Genomic DNA, 22,928 nt, shown 5'->3' with positions numbered 1-22,928 from the left:
TCATTTTAACAATATTTATCATCCGGTTTTGTTATTCTAAAAATAAATGTTAGTTTTGTCTAACAATTTTAATTTCATGAGGCGAATATTACTTTCTGCAATCTTTTTTTTCGGTTACTGTTTTTCACAAGAAACGGACAGCTTAGGCTTAAATCAATCTAAAAAACTTGATTCGGTGAGCGTTTCAGACAAAAAAGAAATCAAAACCAAAGTTATCGATGATGTTGTCATTACCGGAACGATAAAGCCTATAAGCAAATCAAAAAGCCCGGTTGCAGTGGAAATATACAGTCAGAAATTTTTTCAGAAAAATCCGACTCCCAATATTTTTGAAGCCATTTCGATGGTCAATGGCGTAAAACCACAACTCAATTGCTCGGTTTGTAACACAGGAGACATTCACATCAACGGTCTGGAAGGGCCTTACACCATGATTTTGATTGACGGGATGCCGATCGTAAGCTCACTTTCCACGGTGTACGGTTTGAGCGGAATTCCAAATAGTCTGGTTGACAGAATTGAAGTAGTGAAAGGGCCTGCTTCCTCCATTTACGGTTCTGAAGCGATGGGTGGAGTCATCAATATTATTACTAAAAATGCCCTGACTGCCCCAAAATTAAGCGTTGACCTCATGACGAGTACCTGGAGCGAAAATAATGTTGATCTTTCAACGAAATTTAATCTGGGAAAAAATGCAGCTTCATTATTAAGCTTAAATTATTACAGCTTTGAAAAGAAATTTGATTTTAATAAAGACAATTTCACCGATGCAGCATTACAAAACAGAATTTCAGTTTTTAATAAATGGAATTTCCAAAGAAAAGAAAACAGGCAGGCAAGTTTTGCTTTAAGATATTTGTATGAAGACCGTTTCGGCGGAGAAATGCAGTGGAATAAAACCTATCGCGGCAGCAATGAAGTATACGGAGAAAGCATTTATACCAATAGAGTAGAGGCTTTTGGGGTATATCAATGGCCTTTGAAAGAAAATATCATCACCCAGTTTTCCTATAATTTTCATGATCAGAATTCTTTTTATGGGAGTAATCCTTTTATGGCAACGCAGAAAGTGGCTTTTGCACAGACGTATTGGGATAAAAAACTGGGAAACCACGATCTGATACTGGGGCTGACTTTCAAAAAAACCTTTTATGATGACAACACACCGGGAACTTTGTCTGCGGATGGTTTCACGAATGAACCGATGAGGTCGCCGATTTTTGGGGCATTTATTCAGGATCAATGGGAAATTAACGAAAAAAATACATTGTTGCTGGGGTACAGATTTGATTATGATAAAATCCATCATTCCGTACATTCTCCGCGTTTTGCATGGAAATTCTCTCCCAATCCTTATCATACGTTGCGATTTAATTTTGGAACAGGTTTCCGGGTGGTGAATCTGTTTACGGAAGATCATGCGGCACTGACTGGTTCGCGTGAGGTGGTGATTAAATCAAATTTAAAACCGGAAAAATCCATCAACGGAAATTTGAATTATGTATGGAAAATTCCTGTTGGAGACAGGATGATTAATCTGGATGCGTCTGCTTTTTACACGTATTTCAGCAATAAAATTGTCGGTGATTTTGATACCGATCCGGAGAAAATTATTTATGATAATCTTCACGGCTACGGAATTTCAAGGGGTGCTTCATTGAATGTGGATTATAATTTTAGTTTTCCGTTAAGCATCAATCTGGGAATAACGTATCTGGATGTGTATCAGAAATTTGACGGAACCAATGAAAAATCACAGCAGCTTCATGCCCCGAAATGGAGCGGAACGTATAATTTGACGTATAAATTCCCGAATAATTTAGCCATAGATTTTACGGGACAGTTTTACGGCCCGATGCGACTGCCTGTTTTACCGAATGATTACCGACCGGAATATTCTCCGTTCTATTCATTAGCCAATATTCAGGTTTCGAAGAGTTTCAAATCGGGATTTGAGGTGTATTGCGGAATCAAAAATCTGTTCAATTTCACGCCGAAAGATCCCCTGATGCGACCGTTTGACCCATTTGATAAGTATGTTGATGATCCTGTCAGCAATCCTTATCATTATACTTTTGATACCACTTACGGATATGCTCCGATGCAGAAAATAAGAGGATTTCTGGGTGTGAAATATATTTTGAAATAATAGATTTAAATATTTTAACGCAAAGATTTATATTAAAAACGATAATTTTTAGAAGGTAAAGGCAAATAAATTTGCTACGCGAAGCTTGAATTGACCGCTTCATCAAATCAACTTGTTGATTCAACTTTGCACACTTTCATAAATTCAGATAAATTAAAACTTTGCGTTAAAAAAATCGGAAACAATAAAATAAAATCTAAAAAAATGAGACTTTTAACGATATTTTTATTTTTAATGTTGGTGCCTTGTTTTTGTCTTTCACAGATGAAAACAGGCACTTTTTCGGATATTGAAACTTATCAGAAAGAAAATCCGAAACCGACAATTATTCACATTTTTACCGACTGGTGTTCGGTCTGCAAGATTGAATCTTTCCAATTAAAAAAAGATAAAGATCTGGTGAAAATGCTTAATGAAAGCTTTTATCTGATCAATTTCGAAGCTGAGAAAACAAAAGAAAAAATCAGTTTTCAGGGGCAGGATTTTAGTTATCTGCCTAATGGAAATTCCGGGATTCATGAGCTGGCTTTGGCTTTATCGAAGAATAAAAATCAGCCTATTTATCCGCTGTGGATTATTTTAGATAAAGATCAGAATTTGGTTTATTATCATGAGGGGAAGTTTAAGCCTGATGAAATGAAGAAGAAATTGAAGGAGATTTCTGCTTTGTGATTGTTTTCTCTCGCAGATTTTGCGGATTATACAGATCTTTTTAATACTTCTTTAGTCTTTTAGTTTATTTCAACAAAGTTTGTCATCCTGAAAGGATCCAAGGATAGTATTGAGAAAACAGCATGAAAAGATTCGAATTAGAAAAAGAAATTTAGGGAGTATTTCAAATGCTTATATAGTGGACTGCAACCCTAGCCCCGATTGGAACGACATCCTTTTTGGTTGCGGTCGGAGTGAAGCGGAGACCGTAACCCAAAAGATACAGTGGAAAGCGGGAAATAGCTTCTAATAAATTATCTTAAAATAACTGCAATTATCGCTAAAATAGCCGGCAAAGCCTGAACGAAAAATATTTTCTTAGTTGCCGAAACTGCGCCATAAATTCCCGCCACAGCCACACAGATCAGGAAAAACAAAGCGATATTGGTCTGCCATTTCGGATCTTCAATGAAGAAAGACCAGATCAATCCAGCAGCCAGAAAACCATTGTAAAGCCCTTGATTAGCCGCCAAACCTTTTGTTGGCTTAAACATTTCCGCAGGCAGCGCCGATTTGAAAACTTCCTTTCCTTTGGTTTCCCATGCGAACATTTCCATCCAGAGAATGTAAATATGCTCAATAGCTACAACTGCGATCAAAATTTTTGCAACGATTTCCATGATTTAATGTTTTGTCGTTGTAAAACTAAAAAAATAAAGTTAAGTTTGGTTAATCAATTTCAAAAATGGAAACTTTCAAGGCACATTTGGATAAATTTATCAGCATTAATGACGAAGAATTGGCTTCTGTCCTTTCTTTTTTTCAGGTGATGGAAGTAAAGAAAAAACAGAATCTGATGCTTGAAGGTGAAGTCTGCAAATCAATGTTTTTTGTACTGAAGGGTTGTCTCAGAAAATTTTTTATCAACGAAAAAGGAGTAGAGCAGACAACGGATTTTGCCATAGAAAATTGGTGGATTACAGATACTTTTGCTTACGAAAGACAGACCAAGTCGAATTTCAGTGTTCAGGCTGTTGAACGTTCTATTATTTTAGTTATTGATTTTCATTCCCAGGAGCTTTTGTTAGAAAAACATCCTATGATGGAGCGATATTTCAGAATGATTTATCAGAGAGCTTACGCCGCTTCGGAAAGAAGGATACGTTATTTATACGAGTTTTCCAGAGAAGAATTGTATATGCAGTTCAGCACGCAGTATCCGGGATTTATTCAGAGAATTCCACAATATTTAATTGCTTCTTTTTTAGGTTTCACCCCTGAATATTTAAGTGAAATAAGAGCAAAATTACGTTCTTAAACCAGTTTAAGATTTTTACAATTCATAAGTCGCAACTTTGCCATGTTAATAAAAACAAATGACATGGCAGACAAAAAAGACATACAATTTCCGCAGTTATTTTTAAGGCTGGCTCTTGCTGTAACCATGCTTTCTGCAGTAGCGGATCGGTTTGGATTTTGGGGCAAAAATTCGGCTTGGGGAAACTGGGAAAATTTTGAAAAATATACAAAACAGATAACCTCTTTTTTGCCGGATATTTTAAGCTCACTTTCTGCTTATTTCGCAACTTTTTTTGAAATACTTTTTCCTTTGATGCTGATTTTTGGATTTAAAACTAAAATGGCAGCCTACGGAGCGGGTTTCCTGCTGTTGATTTTTGCCTTGTCAATGACCCTTTCATTAGGAATAAAAGCTCCTTTAGATTATTCGGTTTGGATAGGAAGTGCGGGGGCGTTTTTATTGGCAAGTCAGGAAAAATATTCATTAACAATAGATAATTTAACTAAAAATTTATAATATTATGAGCACAAGATTCAACATGGCAACTACGGATGCCGCAGCTTATAAAGCGTTATTGGGATTGGAAGGATATCTTCAGACGACTTCTTTAAACCACACTCAGAAAGAATTAATAAAAATCAGAGCCTCACAGATCAACGGATGTGCCTTCTGTATCGATATGCACACGAAGGATGCTTTGAAATACGGTGAAACTCCTCAAAGAATTTTCCTTTTAAATGCATGGAGAGAAGCTAAAGATTTTTTCACGGAAGAAGAACAGGTATTGTTGCAAATGACTGAAGAAATCACTTTGATCAGCCAAAAAGGACTAACAGACGAAACGTATTATAAAGCAAAACAGCTTTTTGACGAAGCGAAAATTGCACAGATCATCATGGCCATTATCACGATCAATGCCTGGAACAGAATTGGCGTGAGTACCCATTTGCCTATTGCAAAATAAACTCAACTATCTATTTTAAAGTTATTTACAAAGAGCGCTTCTCAGATTTTGAGAAGCGCTTTATTATATTGTCATCGTAAGTATAGTAATGAAACAATTTTAATGATTAATTGAATTTTAATGAATAATTTATTTAAGACAATTCAGCTGCAAAACATTGGCATTTAAAGGTTGTTCGACTTTTCGTTCTAATTTTTGATCATGCACCGTTACATAAATTTCCATCGAGCCGGTTCCTACATGAAGATCCAAAATATGTCCGCCATAAGCATTGAACTTATCATCTGTCGCCACGCCGTGAACATGAATTGACGGACCTTTTTCATTCCATGCAATTGATCCGGTCAGGCTTCCCATTTCGACTTTGTTGAATGTTTTTGGATTAAATTTTTTCGCATTAAAATCATAAAATCCAAACGTAACGTCCGATGCAAAGCCGATTCCTGAAAAACTTGCAGAAGGCATATTTTCGGTTTTTGCCATATTTTCCAGATGGGCAATGACATCATCACCTTGTCGAAGCACCATCAAATACCCGGTCGGTGTTTTGATATAGCGGCAAGTGTCTTTTTGTTGTGCTGAAAAAGTATTCATCATAAAAATTGTAATTAATAAAGTGAATGTTTTCAATAAATTCATACAACTGTATTTGCTTTAAGAATGAAATTTTTACACCAATTCAGCGATTAATCAATTATTATTTATTTAATTCTTTCAAAATAGCTTCTCCGACACTTTTAGCAGACTGAGGATTTTGACCTGTAATCACTCGCTGATCACTCACCACATGATTCTGCCAAAGTCCTGATTTTTCAAATTTTGCCCCTCTTTCTTTCAGTTTATCTTCCAAAAGGAAAGGAACTACATTCGTTAATTTAACTTCAGATTCTTCTTCATTGGTAAATGCGTTGATTTTTTTTCCGTCAACCAAATATTTCCCGTTATTCAATTTAATATTCACCAAACCTGCAGGTCCGTGGCAAACTCCGGCTACAATTCCTCCGTTTTCGTAAATTTTTGAAGCGATGGAAGCCAATTCGGTATTATCGGCCAGATCCCACATCGCGCCGTGACCTCCTGCATAAAATATGGTAGAATAGTCATTGGGATTGACCTGAGACGGCTTCATGGAGTTATCAATTTTATTTTTATATTCTGTATTTTCCCAGAATTCTTTGTTCACGGGATCTTTCAAATCAAATCCGTCAACGGGAGGAGTTCCGCCTTTCGGACTTACAAAATCGATTTCGTACCCTGCATTGTGAAGAACCTCCCAAGGATGCGAAACTTCGCCGAGATAATATCCTGTACTTTCGCCCGTATCACCTTTTTTGTCATGACTGGTGACTACAAATAAAATTTTCTTTTTCATATTTTTAGATTTTTTGGTTTGAGCCTGAATGAATCCTATTGTGAATAAAGTAAGGATTAAAAGTGCTAATTTTTTCATGATTTTAATGAGTTATATTATTTTTTTAACCACAAAAGAAGCAAATGAATTGACTTAAAACAGGATTTTAAAAATACATAAAATATTATATTTTAATTTTGTCCGCTTTTAAGATCTTATAAAGTATTGAAATCTTTTGCTTCTTTTGTGGTTAAAAAATATTTATTAATTATTAAATAATTTCAGTTAAATAAATCTGTGGTTTTTCCTGTAATTTTTCATCAACCAAAGCTCCAAAAGCTTGAATATAGGGCTGTTGGTTGTGTTGCGCCAAACCTTCTTCACTTTTCCAGATTTCGTAGAAAACGAATTGGTTTTTGTTTTCGATTCCCTGGTGGAGGGTGTACAATTCGCAGGCTTCTTCTTTTCGTGTTTCTTTGACCATATTTTGAAGAACCTCCAAAACTTCGTTTCTGTACTCTTCTTTTGCGTTGATGATGGCAGTAAGATAAATTTTCATTAGGCTAATTGTGGTTTTAATTCTTTTTCAAAAACTGTAGTAAGATGTTCTCTGTAGAGTTTCATATCGCGTTCAATATTCGCATTTTTTTCTACATCATGAAAGTGAAAACTTTCCATTTTTTCTAAAGATACAAAGGCGTTCATTCTATGGAATCCAAATAATGGCCCATCATCTACACTTGTTTCCATGAAGAATTCTCCCGGAAGGGTAAATGCTGTTTCCGGTGCATTCCAGCTTGTGGTTACCATATATTTTCTTCCGCCAAGCATTCCTCCGGTTCCGTAATTGATTTTAGGATTTTCTGCCGTTCTGCCATCACTCATATAAATTCCTTTTGCATGGCCCGCCGTGAAAACTTCATCGATATATTTTTTCAAACCATTTGGCAATTGGAACCACCAGATTGGTGTGTGGTAAATGATATAATCTGCCCAGACAAACTTTTCAACTTCTTCATTACTGTTGTAGCCGTTATCTACATTTGTGATTTTAACTTCTACATTCTCAAAGCCTTTTAAAACTTCCAATGTATTTTCAGCAATTGTCTGATTATATTTTCCTCCGGAATGTCCGAAGTTTTGTCCACCGTTGATGATTAATACTTTTTTCATTGTTTTTATGATTGTTTACATTTTACTCTGCAAAGTTAGGTGTGATTTTTGTATAATTAAAATAATATAATTTATACATTTGTATCAGAATTGTGATAGATTAAAAAGTGAATGGTGAATTGTCAATTCGTTTTACTTGTCAATTTTCACTACGAAGCAAACTGACAATTCACAAATTAAAATTTCAAATTATGGTTAATTTAGAATGGTACCGTACTTTTAAAGCTATTTATAAAACCGGAACGTTAACGGGAGCGGCGGATGCTTTGTTTATTTCTCAGCCGGGCGTGAGTCTGCATTTGGGCTCTCTGGAAGCCTATGTCGGGTACAAGCTATTCGACAGAACCGGAAGGAAAATGATTCCTACGGAGAGAGGAAAAGTGTTATTCAATGCGATTTCCGAGCCGTTGACGAAGTTGGAAGATGTGGAGAAAAATTTTCAGAAATCTACGGAAAAACATACACCGACGATCAGTGTGGGAATGTGTTTTGAAACTTTTCAGACGACTTTGGAGCAGTATGTTTCAACGCTTCCTTTTAATTTAATCATCAGTTTTGGGGAATATCCCGAAATGCTGGATCAGTTAGATAAAGGGATTTTAGATTTAATAATTACACCAAAAAAAGGCACTTCACCTAATATTTTACATGAAGCTTTTTCATCCGAACAGATTATTTTGGTTGGCGGAAAAGATGTTGACACGGGAAGTTTTCTTGAAACCCTGAATTCAAAAGGGATAGAACACGCTGAAGAATGGCTGAAACAGGAAAAATGGTACGGAACAACGGGAGATATGGAGCATCTTTTCCAGTTCTGGATTTTGAATTTTGGGCATAAACCTAATTTCCGGCCGAATTATATCGTTCCGAATTTAAATTCGATCATCCGTTGCCTGAAAGGGGGAGCCGGATTAGCCGTCGTTCCTGATTTTTTATGCAAAAATGAAATTGACAACGGAGAAATAAAACTGATCTGGGAAGGTGAAAAGAAATTGGAAAACACATTGTATTTCGGTTGCCGTAAAAATACAATGTATCATGAAGAAATCGACCATATCAAAGGCTTGTTCAGAAAAATGATGGGCAATAAAGAAAGATTAGAAGTTAGAAGTTAGAAATTAGAGGTTAGAGGTTAGAGGTTAGAGGTTAGAAGTTAGTATTAGAGATACGGTAATTCCCCTTCTCTGAAGGGGTGGATTTTTGCGAAGCAAAAAGACGGGGTAGTTAATAACTTAAATATATTACTTTAAACTTTAAAATTCCGTAAAATTGGTAACCGAAAATCTCAAAATTTTATCAGAAATTTGTTTAACTATAAAAATAAAATAAAAACTATGCAACAAAAAACATATACGGGACAGCCTGTAATCCGTTTGAATAATGGAGTAGATATTCCGGCGTTGGGCTTCGGAGTTTGGCAGATGGAAGATTTGCAGGAATGTGAAAATGCAGTAATCAAAGCCATTGAAGTGGGATACAGAATGATTGATACGGCCTCTATTTACCTCAACGAAACGGCAGTTGGAAATGCGGTGAAAAATAGCGGAGTAGACAGAGAAGAACTGTTCATTACTTCAAAACTGTGGGTTCAGGATCACGGGTATGAAAAAGCGAAAAGTGCCTTCCAGAGAACATTGGACAGACTGCAGCTGGATTATCTTGACATGTACCTTCTTCACTGGCCTTTCGGGGATTTTTTAGGTGCGTGGAAGGCATTGGAGGAATTGTATCATGAAGGGAAAATCAAGGCAATCGGAGTGTGCAATTTTACCATCGAAAAAATGGAAGAATTGAAGGAAAATTCAAAGGTTTTGCCTGTGATCAATCAGATTGAGCTGCATCCTATTTTCCAGCAAAAGGAACTTCAGGTGTACGACAGGGAAAATAATATTGTTACGCAACCTTGGAGCCCGCTTGGAAACGGAAATACCGGACTTTTAGATAATGATAAATTAAAAGAAATTGCTTCCAAATACAACAAAACTGTTGCTCAGGTGATTCTGAGATGGCATTTGCAGGAAGGATTCTGCGTGATCCCAAAATCTGTGACGCCATCCAGAATTGAAGAAAATTTCAATGTTTTTGATTTTGAATTAACAGAAGACGAAATGAACGTTGTCCGTTCTCTGGATACAGGAAAAAGACTGTTTTTTGATCCGAAAGATCCGACTTGGGAACAGAAAATGTTGAATTCTGTTGCAGATATTTAACTTACAATTATTAAAAAAACTAATAAATATATATTAAGAACCAAAAACTGTATTTTTATGATGTACAGATAATAATCATTGAAAACTTTATACAATAACCATGGAGACAGATTTAAAATTAAAACTAGAACAATTACACCAGCGTGTAGATTCTTTAAAAGATCAAATTAATACGGAAGAGGCTACTAAAAATGCTTTTGTAATGCCTTTCATACAAATCTTAGGGTATGATATTTTTAACCCAACTGAAGTAATTCCAGAATTTATCTGTGATATAGGTACTAAGAAAGGCGAAAAAGTTGATTATGTAATTAAAAAGGATAATGAGCCTATTTTAATTATTGAATGTAAGCACTGGAAAGAAAGTGCCGATGCACATAATTCACAACTTCACAGATATTATCATGTATCCAAAGCCCGTTTTGGAGTGTTGACAAATGGTCATATATATAATTTTTATGCCGATCTGGAGAAGCCTAACATCATGGATGAGAAACCGTTTTTTACTTTAGATTTGTCAAATTTAAAAGATTCAAGTTTAAAGATTTTAGAAAATTTCACAAAAAATGGTTATAATTTAGAAAGTATTTTAGATTCTGCCGAAGATTTAAAATATATAAAAGCTATTCGTAGTGAATTTGAAAAAGAATTACAAAATCCTACAGATGAGATGGTAAAGCTTTTGGTGAGTAAATTTTTTGATAAACCAATCACTGCAATTAGGCTTGCTACTTTCAGAGAGTATACTAAGAAGGCATTTTCAAATTCAATCAATGAATCTATTAGCTTTAGATTAAAGAATGCTTTAAATATGAATGATATTGTTCCATCTAAAGAAAAAGATAAGGCTCCGGCTATTGATGAAAATGTTGATACTCCGAAATTTATTACAACAGAAGAAGAAATAGAAGGATCACAGATTGTAAAAGCTATTTTGAGAGAAGTTTTACCTGCAACAAGAATTGCTTTTAGAGACACGCAATCTTATTTTGGAATTTTATTAGATGATAATAATCGTAAGCCAATTTGTCGATTACATTTTAATTCTTCCAATAAGTATATTGAATTATTTCAGAATGGGAAGGATAGTGGAGAGAAAAAGTTGTTAAATAGTTTAGATGATATATATAATCATAAATCAGAATTATTATCTACATTAAAAAATTACGAATAATAATTAATTTTAAAGGTTGAATTTAGGTTCAGCCTTTAATATTTAAAATAATCCATGATCTCATGACAATTAAAGCACATTTTCTTACACAAGAGAAAAGCTTGATACGGAAATGAAAAAAAATTATAAAGAATTAAGGAAACGGGAATTTAATTATGACTTTATTGATTTTAATTAAAATATGCCTTAACTTTATTTAAATCTAAAAAACTAAAATCATGAACTCAGAAAAAGACAAAAAACCAGCCGAAAATGCTTTACCCGAAGCGTCGAACGAGCAAATAGAACAAGCCGGTCAGTCAAGCGGAAATACCATAATGGAAGTTTCTGCCTATTCCACGACACTTTTGTATCAGAATGCTGCCCATTCCACTGGGATTATGTACCAAAATTCAGTGAGTAATCAAAATAATCTGAATATCTTAGGACAGGCAGCGGCGAACCAAGGTGTTATGCAGATTTACAGTATAAATACTCTTACAGATACCGTTTACATTGATAAAATTTTGAATCCCGGAAATGTCAGATTGGCACCGACTCAGCTTGAAAATAAGCAACCTGAGAATGATAATAAAGATGAGAAATAAAAATAAAAAGCTCCTTTCAGTTCTGAAAGGAGTTTTATTTTGTATAGATTGAAAATTATTTCGTTAAATCCAGCCCGCCAAAGTTTCCGGAACTCATCATCAGATAAACCCCTTGAGTTTTATCCAACGTATTCCAGTAAGCGTGAAGATCTTCAGCGCTGGTAAAAACTTTTAAACTTTCATTTTTAAATTTTTCTTTGATCAGTTCAGGAGAAATCGGCTCCATTCTTTTGATTTTCAAGGCATCTTCAGAATAGAAAACGATAGCTTCATCCAGCCCGTCCATCGCATGATCGTATTGTTCAAGGAAAACAGGATTTAAGCTCGAATAGGTGTGAAGCTCAAGGAAACCGTATTTTTTTTCATTTTTAAACTGTTCCTGGAAAGCCTTTACCGTTGCTTTTACCTTACTTGGCGCGTGAGCAAAATCTTTGTAAAGCGTTCCTTTATCTTCTCTCTCTACTTTTTCAAGACGTTTTGAAGCACCTTTAAAACTCATGATCGCTTCATAGAAATCCTCATCCATAATTCCCAAGGTATGGCAGATATGTCTCGCACCTTCCATATTCAAAAGGTTGTGCGCACCGAAAACCGAAAGCGGAACATCGCCCATTTCTGTTTTTAGGTGAACTTTTCCGTTAATGATTTCATATTCTGGAGTTTTGTAAGGAATTTTTCTGAAATAATTTTCAGCTCCTTCCACTACTTTTACCACTTCTGCATCTTCTTCATTGTAGACCAAAATTCCGCCGGGAGTAATGCTTGCCACAAATTTTCTGAACTGCTCTACATAATCATCAAAAGTTTTGAAAACATTAATATGATCCCAGGCAATTCCGCTCATTAAAGCAATATTCGGCTGATACAGTAAAAATTTTGAACGCAGGTCGATAGGAGAGGAAAGATATTCGTCACCTTCCAACACCATAAAATCGTTATCCTGAGTAAGTTTTACCATACAATCGAAACCTTCCAGCTGTGCGCCCACCATAAAATCTACATCTTTCTGATGAAAATTCAGGACATGAAGAATCATGGAAGTGATGGTCGTTTTCCCATGTGAGCCGGCGATTACGACTCTTGTTTTATCCTTAGACTGCTCGTATAAGAATTCGGGATAAGAATATATTTTTAAACCCAATTCTTTTGCTCTTGCCAACTCGGGATTGTCCTGATGAGCGTGCATTCCGAGAATGACGGCATCAATATCCGAAGTGATTTTTTCGGGGAACCAACCCATTTCTGCGGGTAAAATTCCTTTATTTTCCAACCTGGATTTTGATGGCTCGAAAATAGCATCATCCGAACCTGTCACCTGATATCCTTTGTCTTTTAACGCAATGGCAAGATTATGCATGGCACTTCCGCCGATAGCAATGAAATGGGTCTTCAACTTATCTGTTATTTTTTTACATTATTATTAATGATCTCCTGAAAGGCTTTGGTGATGTTTTCCCAGTTTGTTTTATAATTGGGCATAATCAAGCTGGCATCGGTTTTACTGCCTTCATTAGGACCTTTTTTTATGTTGATGGAAGTAGTAATATTGTCGTACAATTTTTTACGGTCTTCCTCTATTTTCCTGAAATTGTTCTGGGAAAGCGTATTGTTTAGTTTTGTAAGATCGTCTTCTGAGATTTTAAAATCTTTCTTATATTTTTTTCCCTGCCCTTCGAAAGAATAGTGTGCATTGTTGCCATTGATGAGCAAATTCTCATAGACCGGAGCATAACCTCCGCTTTTGGAATAGCTGATCTCAAAATCCGAATATACTTTCTGGCTGTTACATGAAACTAATACTATGATTGCGAATAAGATCCCTATTATTCTTTTCATAATTTTATTCTACTTTAATTATTGGAGTCCTTTTGTTCTAATTTTTTAGCTTTAAGTTCTTCATCATAATTGTGTAGTAGGTTGAAATCTTCTGTCTGCTCAATGGCAGTCATGATTTTCAATAAGATTTCATGAGCATTTTCCTTGTCATAATCTATCTCAAGAGGTGCTTTAAACTCCATGGTAGGTTTTACGCCTGTTACCTTTACACGGAGGCCTTTTTTGTCGAACGCTCTTCGGAATCCGTTGATTTTAATCGGAATCACAATCGGGCGCTGGTTTTTGACTAATTTTGCCGTGCCTCTTCTTCCTTGCGCAAATGCTGCAGTAGTACCCTGAGGGAAAGTCGCTACCCAGCCGTTGTCTAAGGCTTTCATAATATTATCCACCTCGCTCATATCTACGAGTCTGTTGACATTTTTGCCTTCAGCTCTCCAGGTTCTTTTTACCGTTACAGCGCCCGCAATTTTAAAAATTTTAGGAAGAATTCCTTTATTCATGGTTTCTTCGGCTGCCACGTAATAAAAATCGATCTTGGGATTTAGCAGATAGATAGGGTTTTTAATGGTGTTTAAATATCCGTTGTTTACAGCACAGAATGCATGGTACATTGCTGCCACGTCTGCAAAATAGGTTTGATGGTTTGATACGAACAGCACATTGGAATCCGGAAGATCCACAAGGTGTTCGGTACCGGTTATTTTCAATTTATTAAAGCCATTGAATCTTCTGTAAGACACAATTCCTAAAATAAAAATAATCAACCTTTTTAAAAAATAAGGAGTACCGAATGCATCGGTGAAAATATTTTTCTTCGCCATCTCTCAATTAAACACGATAGTGCAAAGTTACATTTTTTTCAGCAACTGGCTGAATTCGCTTAATATCATCGCTGTAGCGCCCCAGATAATGTATCCGTTGAAATTGATAACGGGCACTTCTTTCCCTCCGGCGCTGGGTAAAGCCATGATTTCGGGATTGTCCGGCAGATTGAGAAAGCAGGTGATCGGAAATTCTATAGTTTCCACGGCTTCGGTCTGCTGTAATATAAACTGTGGATTTTTCTTGGTATATGAAATGTACGGATACACATAAAAATTACTAGGCGGAATATAGATGGGAGACATTTCCCTGATAATTCTCACATAATGTTTTTCGATTCCTATTTCTTCTGAAGTTTCGCGAATGGCTGTTTCAGCAAAATCTCTGTCCATTTCTTCACGTTTTCCGCCGGGTAAAGAGATTTGTCCGCTATGTCTGTCGTGCTCATTGACTGTCCTCTGAATTAATGGAAAATGCCATTCATCATTTTTTAAATATAAAATAATGTTTACAGCGGCAAATTTTGGATTATTAGCCAATGCTTCTTCATACGTAAAAACGGGACGATACGGCGGTGAAAAAACTCCATGGGCATTTTCTCCGGGTAACTCGGCGCTTTTTATTTTCCTTAATAAATCTTTTCCAAAACTCATATCTCAAATTTAAGAATTTCTTTTGAGATTCGAGGGTTGGGTTTTGAGGGTCGGGGTTCGGGATTCGAGTTTAGAGTTTAGAGTTTTGAGTTTCGAGTTGCTAGATGTTACTTGTTTAGAGTTTTTAGTTTTAAGATGAATTATTTATTAATAATATAAGTGATTGCATAGTTTGTCATCTTGAAAAGATCTTAACAATAAAATTTTAAACAAACTATTGGTTGAATATTCTGAAACTCTTATTAGAAATGACAAAGTATAATTCTCTTAACGTCAAAAACTCTAAACTCTAAACTCTAAACTCGAATCCCGAACCCCGACCCTCAAAACTCGAAACTCGGACCCTGAAACTCAACCCCCGAACCCCGCATCTCTTACCGTACTTTCCCGTAATCAATTCCGGTGATACCACAAAAACGGGAGATGGTGACATTTCAGACTGTAATTGGTGATTTTGAAAATTTACACTTTTATCATGGTTCGCACAGTTGATATTGCCTCTATCTTTGTCCAACTATTAACCAATTAATTTTTACTAAGATGAAAAACTTTATTACAAGTGTATTTACACTTATGGCCGTGAGTTTCACTTTTGCGCAAGCAAATATCGACATGAGTACTCAAACTGGAAACATGAACACCGCTACTGTAGACCAGACTGGTCTTATGAATGTTAATGAATTAACACAAGACGGAAACAGAAACACTGCAGACATCGATCAGATCGGTATTATGAACACCAACGATGCTGAAAGTATTGGAAACAGAAACTCGGTAGATGTCAATCAGTTGGGTCTCGGAAACTCCAATGAAGTAAGCCAACAAGGAAACAGAAATGAGGCTACAACTTGGCAGATCGGAGCTTTCAACTCTACAGAACAAACACAAATGGGAAGAAGAAACGAAGTATTATCTATCCAGCTTGGTAGTGACAACACTGCTGTACAATATCAGGATGGAAGAAGAAATAATGCTACCTCTCTGCAATGGGGTGACGACAATACCTCAGCTCAGGTTCAGTTGGGCAGAAGAAATGATGCTGTAGGAATGCAGATTGGAGATGATAACCTTTTAGTTCAATACCAACAAGGAAATGATAACAGTGCCACACACGCTCAGGTAGGAGATGATAATATTGCTGCTGCTGTTCAGGTGGGTGATGACAACGTAGCTTTAGGCGGTCAGGTAGGATCTGATAACCTGTTGGTTCAATTACAAATTGGTGACGGAAACTCAGCATTAGACAGCCAAGTAGGTGACGGAAATATTGCAATAATAAGCCAAAGTGGAGACGCACATGTACATGTGGGAACTCAAATTGGAAATAATAATTCTTTAATGGTTAATCAATCAAATTAGTACTTCTGAAATTTGAAGGGAGGAGAGGCTTTTGCTTCTCCTTTTTTGTCTTTAGTGCTATTTTTTCAGGCATCCCTGAATACAGTGATTTTTTATCACTACCTGCTAAACGTGTTTTATGCAGTGCATCAATCAGTTAACTTTAAATAAAAATTAATACCATGTTTAAATTGGGATGGAGTGTCATTACACTTTTGCTTTTCACCACTTTGAAAGCACAACAGATTGATTGGGAAAAGATCAACAGTAATACTATTCTGAATATTATTGCCGTTCAAAATCCTGATCTGTCTGTTTCTCCCAACATTCTTCAGATAGGGAACAATAACAGTGTGGAGCTTTCTATTAATGCCAAAACTGATATTGCAGTGAGACAATTGGGAGAGTACAATACGCTTTATTTTGTCAACTCATTTACTGATACGGAAAACAAAACCACCATTTCTGCTCAGGGAAATAACAATATTATCGATGTCACCGGAAGCAACAGCATTTCAGACGGAATGCAGATTCATGTAAAAGGTGATAATAAAACCATTTTTGTAAGAAACTATTGAAAAAACATTATGATAAACTCATATTCTTTGATTTTGTGTACTTTTTTTATCTTCTTGTCGGCCCTGGTGCATGCACAAGAAGATAAAAAAGTCACAGCCAAGATCGAGAGCAGTTTTGTAGAAAATCAGATCAAATTAAAAGCGGTTGTAAGCAACAGCACTACTATTTATAAAGAGCTTAATTATCTTTTAGTTTCCATTAAAAAAGGCAGCAGCGGAAATCTTTCCAACAATCAGCAGAGCGGAAAATTTTCAATGAATCCCAATGAAGTGAAGGTTTTATCGGAGATTAATGTCAACCTCGAAAAAAAAGATGCCTTAAAAGCTTTCCTTTATATAAAAGATGAAGAAACTCAAAAACTTATTGCAAAAGACAGTTTGGAGCTGAACAGTGATTTGTTTAAGAAAAAAGTAGCGAAAATAGAAGAAGAGGTTTTTTATGAACTGAAAGGTCTAACCATCGATGAAACTAAAAGCAAGATAGGAAAAGATTTTTATGACCTTTTTTACATTCAATACAGCCAGAGTCAGGATAAGAATAATTCTGCCATTACGATTTCCGAACTTCCGGTTCGCGGTACCAACGGACAGATCAATATCGAAATTGATGACAAAGTAGTGTACAGCTTTATGACCAATCCCAGTGAAGACTATCTGAAAGAACAATTAACCAATACTTTAAAATATATCAAAGATTATAACGCCAAGAAAAACTTGATTAAAAATGAATTTATTTACTAAAAACGCCAGCCATGAAAACTTTTGTAATTTTTTTGACCATTGTCGCGGGAATGTTCTTCGGAAAATCCCAGCAACTCGTTTATAAGCCGCTCAACCCTGCATTCGGAGGGGATACTTTCAATTATCAGTGGCTTTTGAGTTCTGCAAATGCGCAAAATCAGTTTGATCAGAAAAATGATTACGACAGTTTGCTTGATAATTTAAATTCTCTGGACAGTTTCAGCAATAGTCTCAACAGGCAGGTTTTGAGTGAATTATCCAGAAAATTGTTTGAAGATCAGTTCGGAGAGGGAAGCATACAGCCCGGAAATTATCTTTTCGGAACCATGTATTTGCAGGTCACGACTACCGCTCAGGGACTGCTGATTAATATTTTGGACACAGCTACAGGAGATCAGTCCGAAGTGATTATTCCAAAATAATTAATATTTAAAAAACTAATTTAATTAACCATAACCATGAGAGCCAAAACTTACAGCAGAATTTTTTTCTGTACTATACTCCTGTGCATCACACAGGCCTGTAGTTCTTTGCTCGGATTGCCCTCCAATCCTGAAAGATCTACATTGGGCGAAAACACAATCTACACCACAGAGTTGAAAAACATGCCTTTACCCAAAGAAAAAATTGTAATCGGTGTTTACAAATTCAGGGATCAGACAGGGCAGTACAAACCCTCTGAAAACGGGAACAACTGGAGCACAGCCGTGCCGCAGGGTACCACCACTATTTTAATCAAAGCTTTGGAAGACAGCCGATGGTTTATCCCTATCGAAAGGGAAAATATTGCCAATCTTCTCAACGAAAGACAGATCATCCGTTCCACAAGGCAGGAATATCTGAAAGATGCCGACAAAAACAGCCAGTCTCTGCCGCCGCTTTTATATGCCGGAATTTTGCTGGAAGGGGGAGTCATTTCCTACGACAGCAATGTGATGACAGGCGGATTGGGAGCACGATATTTCGGTATAGGAGCTTCTACACAGTACAGACAGGACCGGATTACCATTTATCTTCGCGCCGTTTCTACTTTGAACGGGGAAATCCTGAAAACAGTTTATACTTCAAAAACCATTCTTTCTACAAGTGTCAACGGAAGTTTTTTCAGATATATCGATACGGAAAGATTATTGGAAGCTGAGGTAGGTTTAACACAGAACGAACCGGTACAGCTTGCCGTGACCGAAGCCATCGAAAAAGCTGTAAAAGCTTTAATTGTAGAAGGAATTAAAGATAAAATCTGGGGCAAATCTGTCGATAATACAGGTAATTACCAAGTTGTGATTGACGAATATGAACGTGAACAGGACGTAAATAAAAACAGACTGATAGGAAATAAATTTCCGGACAATTACAGACAAAAATTTGCCGTCTTTGGAAATGTGGAAGCACAGAAAATTAAAGATGATTATGTGAATCCCAAAATGAATATCGGAGGAAAATTAGGTTTTAAATATTTTTTCAGTCCTAATTTTAATGTTGAAATTAATGCAAATATTTTCACGCTCGAAAATGAAAACATCGTAAAACGGAATTTCTTCGTTCCTGAAGTCAATCTCGAATATCTTCTTTTTCCGAAATACCGGTTCAGTCCATACATCTACGGTGGAGGAGGGATCATGTATTCCAATATTAAACCAAGATACAAAGGGCAGTTCGGCGGCGGTCTGGAATTTATGCTGGCCAAAAACATCGGGCTGCGAGCCTCTTCTCAGTATGATGTAGGTTTCAAAGACGATTGGGAAGGTCTGGTAAATGGCAAAAGAAAAGATCAGGCATTACGATTTGCACTGGGACTCAATTTTTACATTGGTAACAAATAAAAACATGAACTATGAAAACTTTAATTAAAATTATCAGCATATTCATCCTTTCTTTATGTTTGTTTTCCTGTGATGAAGAACTTGTAGACCAGGCTCAGACAGGAAGTATGAAAGGAAAAGTAGTGAAGAGAGGGACAAATCAGCCTATTGCCAATGTGAAAATTTTCACTTCGCCCTCTACACAGACGGTTTTTACCGGAACAGACGGATCTTTTGAAATTACAGGAATGCCGGTCGGAAATTATTCCGTAAAAGCGGAACTTACTGGCTATGTTACCAATTATCAGGGGGTAAATATTCAGAATCAGAATCAGGTAGTAACTGTAGTTTTTGAAATGGACGACGATACCTCGCTGAATTCTCCGCCTACCGCACCGCAACTGCTAAGCCCGATCGATAATGCAACCGATCAGCCTTTGAGTGTCGAACTGACCTGGAGCTCAACTGATCCTGATACGACTGATGTTTTAAAATATAATTTAACCATAAAAAATAATATTAATACAAATGTCGTTCAGGTAAATGATCTTACGGCTACCCATTATACCCTCAATAATCTAAATTACGGAGTGAGCTATTTCTGGCAGGTTTCTGTTTCAGACGGCATCCATCCTCCGGTTCTGAGCCCGATCAGTAAATTCACGACCAATACTGTTCCTACGAACCGCTATCATTATGTTCAGAAACAAGGCGGAAATTTTGTGATTATTTCCAGCAACGATACGGGAACGAATTTTCAGTTTACCAATTCTTCTTACAACAGCTGGAGACCACGGAAAAATAATAATTCCGGATTGATAGCATTTTTGAGAACGGAAGGCGGAAGCAATCATATTTACACCGCAAATCCGGATGGCTCGAATCTTTTCAAGGTAACAACCGTTCCGGTGGCGGGTTTCAGAAATGATGAACTTGATTTTGCATGGCGAAACAACGGACAGGAGCTTTTGTATGCTAATTTCAACAAATTATACAGAATTAATAAAGACGGAAGCGGCCTGAATCTGGTCTACACAACACCGGACGGAAGCATGATCTCCGAATGTGACTGGAGCTATGACGGAAGCAAAATTGCAATAAAAACTAATGATTTTAGCGGATATAATACAAAAATATATGTGATAGATATGACAGGAAATGTTTTGGAAACCGTGCTCACAGGCACGACCGGAGCAAGTGGCGGACTGAATTTTTCTGTCGACGGGCAAATGCTTGTCTATACACGCGATCTTTCCGGATATACAGACAGCTCCGGAAATTACCGACAGCTCGATTCCCATATTTTTGTTTATAACTTAATGACAGACACGACGTACGACATTTCTTCGGAAAGCGAAAAAGCCATGGGTACGAATGATCTCGATCCGAGATTTTCGCCCAATAATGCCCAAGTAATCTTCATGAATACTTCAAATGATAACATCTCTCAGAAGAATGTTATGGTTATCAATCTGAACAGCTCTATGACTGATCTCACAAGAGCTGTTCTTTTCAACAACGCTGAAATGCCGGACTATGAGTAGAGATTATTGTGAATGGTGAATTTTGCTTGCGCAAGTGAGTCGTGAATTTTTTAAGATTTACTGTTTACCATTCACCATTTACATTTTTTTTCATGGTATAAAAGAAATTCCAAACCTGCGGGTTTGGAATTTTTCATGGTTAGTTAGTTGGTTGCTAGTCAATAATATGATTTTCAATTGCGTATTTTACGACCCCTACCGAGTTCTTTACATTAAGTTTTAATAATATTCTTTTTCTGTGTGTTTCTACCGTATTGATGCTGATGAAAAGTTTTTCAGAGATGTCTTTACTGCTGAGACCGTCGCAGATCAGTTTCAGGATTTCCATTTCACGTTTTGTGAGAGGATCTCTCATGTGAGCTCTGGTTTGTTCCTGCTCGCTGCTGATGAAATTGAGCATTCTTTCCTTTGCATGATCACAGATATAGATCTCGTTGTGAAGTAATGCCTGAATAGATTTGATGAACTCATCGTAGCGGCTGTTTTTATCAAGATAACTTTTGATGCCTTTGTTGAAAAGTTTTCGAATATCGATCACATCATAATCGCTTCCGATAATGATAATCTTAATCCCTTTGTTGTTGGAAGTAATATTCTCTATCGATTTGTAGAGATCTGTAAGGATCAGCATATTGGAGCTGATCATGAGAAACTCCGGAGGATCTTCCTGAAGAATCATTGCAAGAGCCTGTGGGCAATTACAAATATGGACACTCGTGAAAATTTCACTCTGGTCGAGCAGTTTGGAGAGCCCTTCTGTATACAACAGCGGCTCGTCGAAGATGGTTAATCTCGGTTTCATCATGGTCAGTTTTAGTTATATAAAAATATAAAAAAAACTTCACATTTTGCATAAAATAATCAAAAAAATCACATTTATTATCAATAAATATGCAAATAATATTAAATTTTAATGATTATTTGATAAATAATTCCCTTAAAGTGGAGTTTTAATTAAAAATTTTAGACTTATTGTTTGAAAAAGTTAATATTAATAAGTGTTTCAAAGGTGTTGAAATGAAAATATTTTTATTTAACTAACACTGTAGGGATATGTTTTACCGGAAAGTTCACTGAGTTGGCGATGAAACAAAATTCATTGGCCTTATGATGAAGTTCTTTTGCTTTTTCTGTCATCTCTTCGTTTTGCAAAGTAACGGTAGGATGTAAAGTAACTTCTACAAAATGACCGCTTCCATTGTTGGTTTCTTCCATAATTCCGGTAGCGTGGTCTACATAATCTGTCACAATAATTCCGGCTTCCGAGCAAAAATGAAGATACCAAAGCATGTGACACGAAGAAAGTGAAGACAAAAGCATCTCTTCCGGGTTATACTTCGTTTTATCACCCCGGAAAGCGGGATCTGAAGAAGCTTCAATCACAGGTTTATTTTCTGCGGAAATGGTATGGCTTCTTTCGTAATCGCGATAGCTGCTGGTTCCGCTTCCTCTATTGCCCGTCCATTGGATGGTGGTTTTGTAGTGGTGGTTTTTCATTTTTGTTGAAAGTTCTTCTGATTAATATTGTAGAATATTTTATTTCTTCAATAAACTTTCAATCAATTTATTTTGCATTTCCATTAATTTTGCCATTTGATTTTGATTGTCTAGAATTTTTGAAATTAGCTCGGGTGAATCATAGCTAATTGTATTGTGTGTAGATTCTATCACAAAAAACGGAGAGTTTTCAAATTTTGCATTAGACAAATCTAAGTTTGGAATTTGCTCTTGAATTAAATCGAAGAAGTCAACTTCGAAAATTTCAGCTATTTTTTGTAAATTTAATAAAGTTGGCTTTGCCTGTCCGGCTTCCCACTTGTTATAAGCAGATTGAGAAATATCCAACTGATGAGCTACATCCATTTGTGACCAGCCTTTTTGTTCTCTTAGTTTGCGAAGTTTTGTATCTAAACCCATAAATCTCAGATTTTAGTGCTAAAGTAATATTTTTTAAAATGATAACCAACGGTTGTTGATTTTATAACTGTTGGTTGTTGTAAGAAGAAAGAATCATATATATCTTAGCGGAGTGAATTAAATAATTTATTAATTTAA

General features: G+C 36.2%; 27 protein-coding genes. 15 read left to right on the top strand and 12 right to left on the bottom strand.

Annotated elements, in window-relative coordinates; genetic code table 11:
• Positions 1-76 precede the first annotated feature (76 nt).
• Both BMX24_RS17970 and BMX24_RS17965 read left to right on the top strand, forming a co-directional pair.
• On the top strand, positions 77-2,149 hold the full coding sequence (locus BMX24_RS17970) for a TonB-dependent receptor plug domain-containing protein (RefSeq protein ID WP_089795235.1): 2,073 nt from the start codon (positions 77-79) through the stop codon (positions 2,147-2,149).
• Between the two features lie 204 nt (positions 2,150-2,353).
• A complete protein-coding gene (locus BMX24_RS17965; RefSeq protein ID WP_089795475.1) occupies positions 2,354-2,821 on the top strand; it encodes a thioredoxin family protein in 468 nt (155 codons plus the stop codon).
• A gap of 293 nt (positions 2,822-3,114) precedes the next feature.
• Here the strand turns inward: BMX24_RS17965 and BMX24_RS17960 are convergent, their stop codons facing one another.
• Positions 3,115-3,480: a DUF1304 domain-containing protein gene (locus BMX24_RS17960; RefSeq protein WP_089795234.1), complete on the bottom strand. Its 366-nt coding sequence runs from the start codon at positions 3,478-3,480 to the stop codon at positions 3,115-3,117.
• A 65-nt stretch (positions 3,481-3,545) separates the two neighbouring features.
• Here BMX24_RS17960 and BMX24_RS17955 point away from each other — a divergent pair, with 65 nt between their 5' ends.
• From BMX24_RS17955 to BMX24_RS17945, 3 genes are all read left to right on the top strand, one after another.
• Positions 3,546-4,118 (top strand): Crp/Fnr family transcriptional regulator, encoded by a 573-nt coding sequence (locus BMX24_RS17955; RefSeq protein ID WP_089795232.1) that lies wholly within the window; start codon positions 3,546-3,548, stop codon positions 4,116-4,118.
• Positions 4,119-4,181: 63 nt separating this feature from the next.
• Positions 4,182-4,616 carry a DoxX family protein gene (locus BMX24_RS17950; protein WP_228404916.1) on the top strand — a complete coding sequence of 145 codons (435 nt, stop codon included), beginning with the start codon at positions 4,182-4,184 and terminating at the stop codon, positions 4,614-4,616.
• Between the two features lie 4 nt (positions 4,617-4,620).
• Positions 4,621-5,064, top strand: coding sequence for a carboxymuconolactone decarboxylase family protein (locus BMX24_RS17945; RefSeq protein WP_089795228.1), 444 nt, complete (start codon positions 4,621-4,623; stop codon positions 5,062-5,064).
• A 129-nt stretch (positions 5,065-5,193) separates the two neighbouring features.
• On the opposite strand, the gene BMX24_RS17940 is transcribed toward BMX24_RS17945, so the two are convergent.
• The 4 genes from BMX24_RS17940 to BMX24_RS17925 all read right to left on the bottom strand — a co-directional run bounded on the left by BMX24_RS17940 (position 5,194) and on the right by BMX24_RS17925 (position 7,588).
• On the bottom strand, positions 5,194-5,703 hold the full coding sequence (locus tag BMX24_RS17940; protein WP_228404914.1) for a PPC domain-containing DNA-binding protein: 510 nt from the start codon (positions 5,701-5,703) through the stop codon (positions 5,194-5,196).
• A 58-nt stretch (positions 5,704-5,761) separates the two neighbouring features.
• On the bottom strand, positions 5,762-6,514 hold the full coding sequence (locus tag BMX24_RS17935) for a type 1 glutamine amidotransferase domain-containing protein (RefSeq protein ID WP_228404912.1): 753 nt from the start codon (positions 6,512-6,514) through the stop codon (positions 5,762-5,764).
• A gap of 172 nt (positions 6,515-6,686) precedes the next feature.
• Positions 6,687-6,974 carry a putative quinol monooxygenase gene (locus tag BMX24_RS17930; protein WP_089795225.1) on the bottom strand — a complete coding sequence of 96 codons (288 nt, stop codon included), beginning with the start codon at positions 6,972-6,974 and terminating at the stop codon, positions 6,687-6,689.
• A complete protein-coding gene (locus BMX24_RS17925) occupies positions 6,974-7,588 on the bottom strand; it encodes an NAD(P)H-dependent oxidoreductase (RefSeq protein ID WP_089795223.1) in 615 nt (204 codons plus the stop codon). Before BMX24_RS17925 ends, BMX24_RS17930 begins: the two co-directional genes overlap by 1 nt.
• A 191-nt stretch (positions 7,589-7,779) precedes the next feature.
• On the opposite strand from BMX24_RS17925, the gene BMX24_RS17920 reads away from it, so the two are divergent.
• From BMX24_RS17920 to BMX24_RS17905, 4 genes are all read left to right on the top strand, one after another.
• The gene (locus BMX24_RS17920) at positions 7,780-8,703 is read left to right on the top strand and encodes a LysR family transcriptional regulator (protein WP_089795221.1); all 924 of its coding nucleotides are present in this window, start codon (positions 7,780-7,782) and stop codon (positions 8,701-8,703) included.
• A 219-nt stretch (positions 8,704-8,922) separates the two neighbouring features.
• The gene (locus BMX24_RS17915) at positions 8,923-9,798 is read left to right on the top strand and encodes an aldo/keto reductase (protein ID WP_089795219.1); all 876 of its coding nucleotides are present in this window, start codon (positions 8,923-8,925) and stop codon (positions 9,796-9,798) included.
• A 100-nt stretch (positions 9,799-9,898) separates the two neighbouring features.
• Complete coding sequence (locus BMX24_RS17910; protein ID WP_089795217.1) at positions 9,899-10,972, top strand: type I restriction endonuclease; 1,074 nt, start codon at positions 9,899-9,901, stop codon at positions 10,970-10,972.
• A 218-nt stretch (positions 10,973-11,190) separates the two neighbouring features.
• Positions 11,191-11,559, top strand: coding sequence for a RebB family R body protein (locus tag BMX24_RS17905; protein WP_228404910.1), 369 nt, complete (start codon positions 11,191-11,193; stop codon positions 11,557-11,559).
• A gap of 55 nt (positions 11,560-11,614) precedes the next feature.
• Here BMX24_RS17905 and BMX24_RS17900 read toward each other — a convergent pair whose 3' ends face one another.
• Genes BMX24_RS17900 through BMX24_RS17885 form a run of 4 tightly spaced genes read right to left on the bottom strand, consistent with a single transcriptional unit; the run spans position 11,615 to position 14,870 of the window.
• Positions 11,615-12,952, bottom strand: a complete 1,338-nt coding sequence (locus BMX24_RS17900; RefSeq protein WP_089795215.1) for a UDP-N-acetylmuramate--L-alanine ligase — start codon at positions 12,950-12,952, stop codon at positions 11,615-11,617.
• 8 nt (positions 12,953-12,960) lie between these two features.
• Complete coding sequence (locus BMX24_RS17895) at positions 12,961-13,395, bottom strand: hypothetical protein (protein WP_089795213.1); 435 nt, start codon at positions 13,393-13,395, stop codon at positions 12,961-12,963.
• 14 nt (positions 13,396-13,409) lie between these two features.
• Positions 13,410-14,216: a lysophospholipid acyltransferase family protein gene (locus BMX24_RS17890; protein WP_089795211.1), complete on the bottom strand. Its 807-nt coding sequence runs from the start codon at positions 14,214-14,216 to the stop codon at positions 13,410-13,412.
• A gap of 27 nt (positions 14,217-14,243) precedes the next feature.
• Positions 14,244-14,870 carry an NUDIX hydrolase gene (locus tag BMX24_RS17885; protein WP_089795209.1) on the bottom strand — a complete coding sequence of 209 codons (627 nt, stop codon included), beginning with the start codon at positions 14,868-14,870 and terminating at the stop codon, positions 14,244-14,246.
• A gap of 540 nt (positions 14,871-15,410) precedes the next feature.
• Between BMX24_RS17885 and BMX24_RS17880 the strand changes: the two genes are divergently transcribed.
• The 6 genes from BMX24_RS17880 to BMX24_RS17855 all read left to right on the top strand — a co-directional run bounded on the left by BMX24_RS17880 (position 15,411) and on the right by BMX24_RS17855 (position 20,873).
• Positions 15,411-16,229: a hypothetical protein gene (locus BMX24_RS17880; RefSeq protein WP_089795207.1), complete on the top strand. Its 819-nt coding sequence runs from the start codon at positions 15,411-15,413 to the stop codon at positions 16,227-16,229.
• 161 nt (positions 16,230-16,390) lie between these two features.
• Complete coding sequence (locus BMX24_RS17875) at positions 16,391-16,786, top strand: hypothetical protein (RefSeq protein ID WP_089795205.1); 396 nt, start codon at positions 16,391-16,393, stop codon at positions 16,784-16,786.
• Between the two features lie 9 nt (positions 16,787-16,795).
• A complete protein-coding gene (locus BMX24_RS17870) occupies positions 16,796-17,527 on the top strand; it encodes a CsgE family curli-type amyloid fiber assembly protein (RefSeq protein ID WP_089795203.1) in 732 nt (243 codons plus the stop codon).
• 11 nt (positions 17,528-17,538) lie between these two features.
• Positions 17,539-17,949 (top strand): curli production assembly/transport component CsgF, encoded by a 411-nt coding sequence (locus BMX24_RS17865; protein ID WP_089795201.1) that lies wholly within the window; start codon positions 17,539-17,541, stop codon positions 17,947-17,949.
• A gap of 36 nt (positions 17,950-17,985) precedes the next feature.
• On the top strand, positions 17,986-19,350 hold the full coding sequence (locus tag BMX24_RS17860; protein WP_089795199.1) for a CsgG/HfaB family protein: 1,365 nt from the start codon (positions 17,986-17,988) through the stop codon (positions 19,348-19,350).
• A gap of 11 nt (positions 19,351-19,361) precedes the next feature.
• Positions 19,362-20,873, top strand: coding sequence for a carboxypeptidase-like regulatory domain-containing protein (locus BMX24_RS17855; protein ID WP_089795197.1), 1,512 nt, complete (start codon positions 19,362-19,364; stop codon positions 20,871-20,873).
• Between the two features lie 154 nt (positions 20,874-21,027).
• On the opposite strand, the gene BMX24_RS17850 is transcribed toward BMX24_RS17855, so the two are convergent.
• The 3 genes from BMX24_RS17850 to BMX24_RS17840 all read right to left on the bottom strand — a co-directional run bounded on the left by BMX24_RS17850 (position 21,028) and on the right by BMX24_RS17840 (position 22,790).
• The gene (locus tag BMX24_RS17850) at positions 21,028-21,678 is read right to left on the bottom strand and encodes a response regulator transcription factor (protein WP_228404908.1); all 651 of its coding nucleotides are present in this window, start codon (positions 21,676-21,678) and stop codon (positions 21,028-21,030) included.
• Between the two features lie 224 nt (positions 21,679-21,902).
• On the bottom strand, positions 21,903-22,370 hold the full coding sequence (locus BMX24_RS17845; RefSeq protein WP_089795195.1) for an OsmC family protein: 468 nt from the start codon (positions 22,368-22,370) through the stop codon (positions 21,903-21,905).
• Between the two features lie 39 nt (positions 22,371-22,409).
• Entirely contained in the window at positions 22,410-22,790 is a 381-nt protein-coding gene (locus BMX24_RS17840) for a helix-turn-helix domain-containing protein (RefSeq protein WP_089795193.1), read from the bottom strand.
• Positions 22,791-22,928 lie beyond the last annotated feature (138 nt).

It is taken from the genome of Chryseobacterium wanjuense (assembly GCF_900111495.1).
Taxonomy (GTDB): domain Bacteria; phylum Bacteroidota; class Bacteroidia; order Flavobacteriales; family Weeksellaceae; genus Chryseobacterium; species Chryseobacterium wanjuense.
Note: the sequence above shows the minus strand (reverse complement) of the source record. Positions and strands in the feature narration are given on the sequence as shown.

Coding starts and splice junctions, on each gene's coding strand:
- BMX24_RS17845 (WP_089795195.1), bottom strand. CDS start 22,370: ATGAAAAACCACCACTACAAAACCACCATCCAATGGACGGGCAATAGA.
- BMX24_RS17885 (WP_089795209.1), bottom strand. CDS start 14,870: ATGAGTTTTGGAAAAGATTTATTAAGGAAAATAAAAAGCGCCGAGTTA.
- BMX24_RS17895 (WP_089795213.1), bottom strand. CDS start 13,395: ATGAAAAGAATAATAGGGATCTTATTCGCAATCATAGTATTAGTTTCA.
- BMX24_RS17965 (WP_089795475.1), top strand. CDS start 2,354: ATGAGACTTTTAACGATATTTTTATTTTTAATGTTGGTGCCTTGTTTT.
- BMX24_RS17955 (WP_089795232.1), top strand. CDS start 3,546: ATGGAAACTTTCAAGGCACATTTGGATAAATTTATCAGCATTAATGAC.
- BMX24_RS17960 (WP_089795234.1), bottom strand. CDS start 3,480: ATGGAAATCGTTGCAAAAATTTTGATCGCAGTTGTAGCTATTGAGCAT.
- BMX24_RS17905 (WP_228404910.1), top strand. CDS start 11,191: ATGAACTCAGAAAAAGACAAAAAACCAGCCGAAAATGCTTTACCCGAA.
- BMX24_RS17945 (WP_089795228.1), top strand. CDS start 4,621: ATGAGCACAAGATTCAACATGGCAACTACGGATGCCGCAGCTTATAAA.
- BMX24_RS17950 (WP_228404916.1), top strand. CDS start 4,182: ATGGCAGACAAAAAAGACATACAATTTCCGCAGTTATTTTTAAGGCTG.
- BMX24_RS17875 (WP_089795205.1), top strand. CDS start 16,391: ATGTTTAAATTGGGATGGAGTGTCATTACACTTTTGCTTTTCACCACT.
- BMX24_RS17840 (WP_089795193.1), bottom strand. CDS start 22,790: ATGGGTTTAGATACAAAACTTCGCAAACTAAGAGAACAAAAAGGCTGG.
- BMX24_RS17870 (WP_089795203.1), top strand. CDS start 16,796: ATGATAAACTCATATTCTTTGATTTTGTGTACTTTTTTTATCTTCTTG.
- BMX24_RS17880 (WP_089795207.1), top strand. CDS start 15,411: ATGAAAAACTTTATTACAAGTGTATTTACACTTATGGCCGTGAGTTTC.
- BMX24_RS17850 (WP_228404908.1), bottom strand. CDS start 21,678: ATGATGAAACCGAGATTAACCATCTTCGACGAGCCGCTGTTGTATACA.
- BMX24_RS17865 (WP_089795201.1), top strand. CDS start 17,539: ATGAAAACTTTTGTAATTTTTTTGACCATTGTCGCGGGAATGTTCTTC.
- BMX24_RS17930 (WP_089795225.1), bottom strand. CDS start 6,974: ATGAAAATTTATCTTACTGCCATCATCAACGCAAAAGAAGAGTACAGA.
- BMX24_RS17925 (WP_089795223.1), bottom strand. CDS start 7,588: ATGAAAAAAGTATTAATCATCAACGGTGGACAAAACTTCGGACATTCC.
- BMX24_RS17970 (WP_089795235.1), top strand. CDS start 77: ATGAGGCGAATATTACTTTCTGCAATCTTTTTTTTCGGTTACTGTTTT.
- BMX24_RS17910 (WP_089795217.1), top strand. CDS start 9,899: ATGGAGACAGATTTAAAATTAAAACTAGAACAATTACACCAGCGTGTA.
- BMX24_RS17890 (WP_089795211.1), bottom strand. CDS start 14,216: ATGGCGAAGAAAAATATTTTCACCGATGCATTCGGTACTCCTTATTTT.
- BMX24_RS17940 (WP_228404914.1), bottom strand. CDS start 5,703: ATGAATTTATTGAAAACATTCACTTTATTAATTACAATTTTTATGATG.
- BMX24_RS17855 (WP_089795197.1), top strand. CDS start 19,362: ATGAAAACTTTAATTAAAATTATCAGCATATTCATCCTTTCTTTATGT.
- BMX24_RS17915 (WP_089795219.1), top strand. CDS start 8,923: ATGCAACAAAAAACATATACGGGACAGCCTGTAATCCGTTTGAATAAT.
- BMX24_RS17860 (WP_089795199.1), top strand. CDS start 17,986: ATGAGAGCCAAAACTTACAGCAGAATTTTTTTCTGTACTATACTCCTG.
- BMX24_RS17920 (WP_089795221.1), top strand. CDS start 7,780: ATGGTTAATTTAGAATGGTACCGTACTTTTAAAGCTATTTATAAAACC.
- BMX24_RS17935 (WP_228404912.1), bottom strand. CDS start 6,514: ATGAAAAAATTAGCACTTTTAATCCTTACTTTATTCACAATAGGATTC.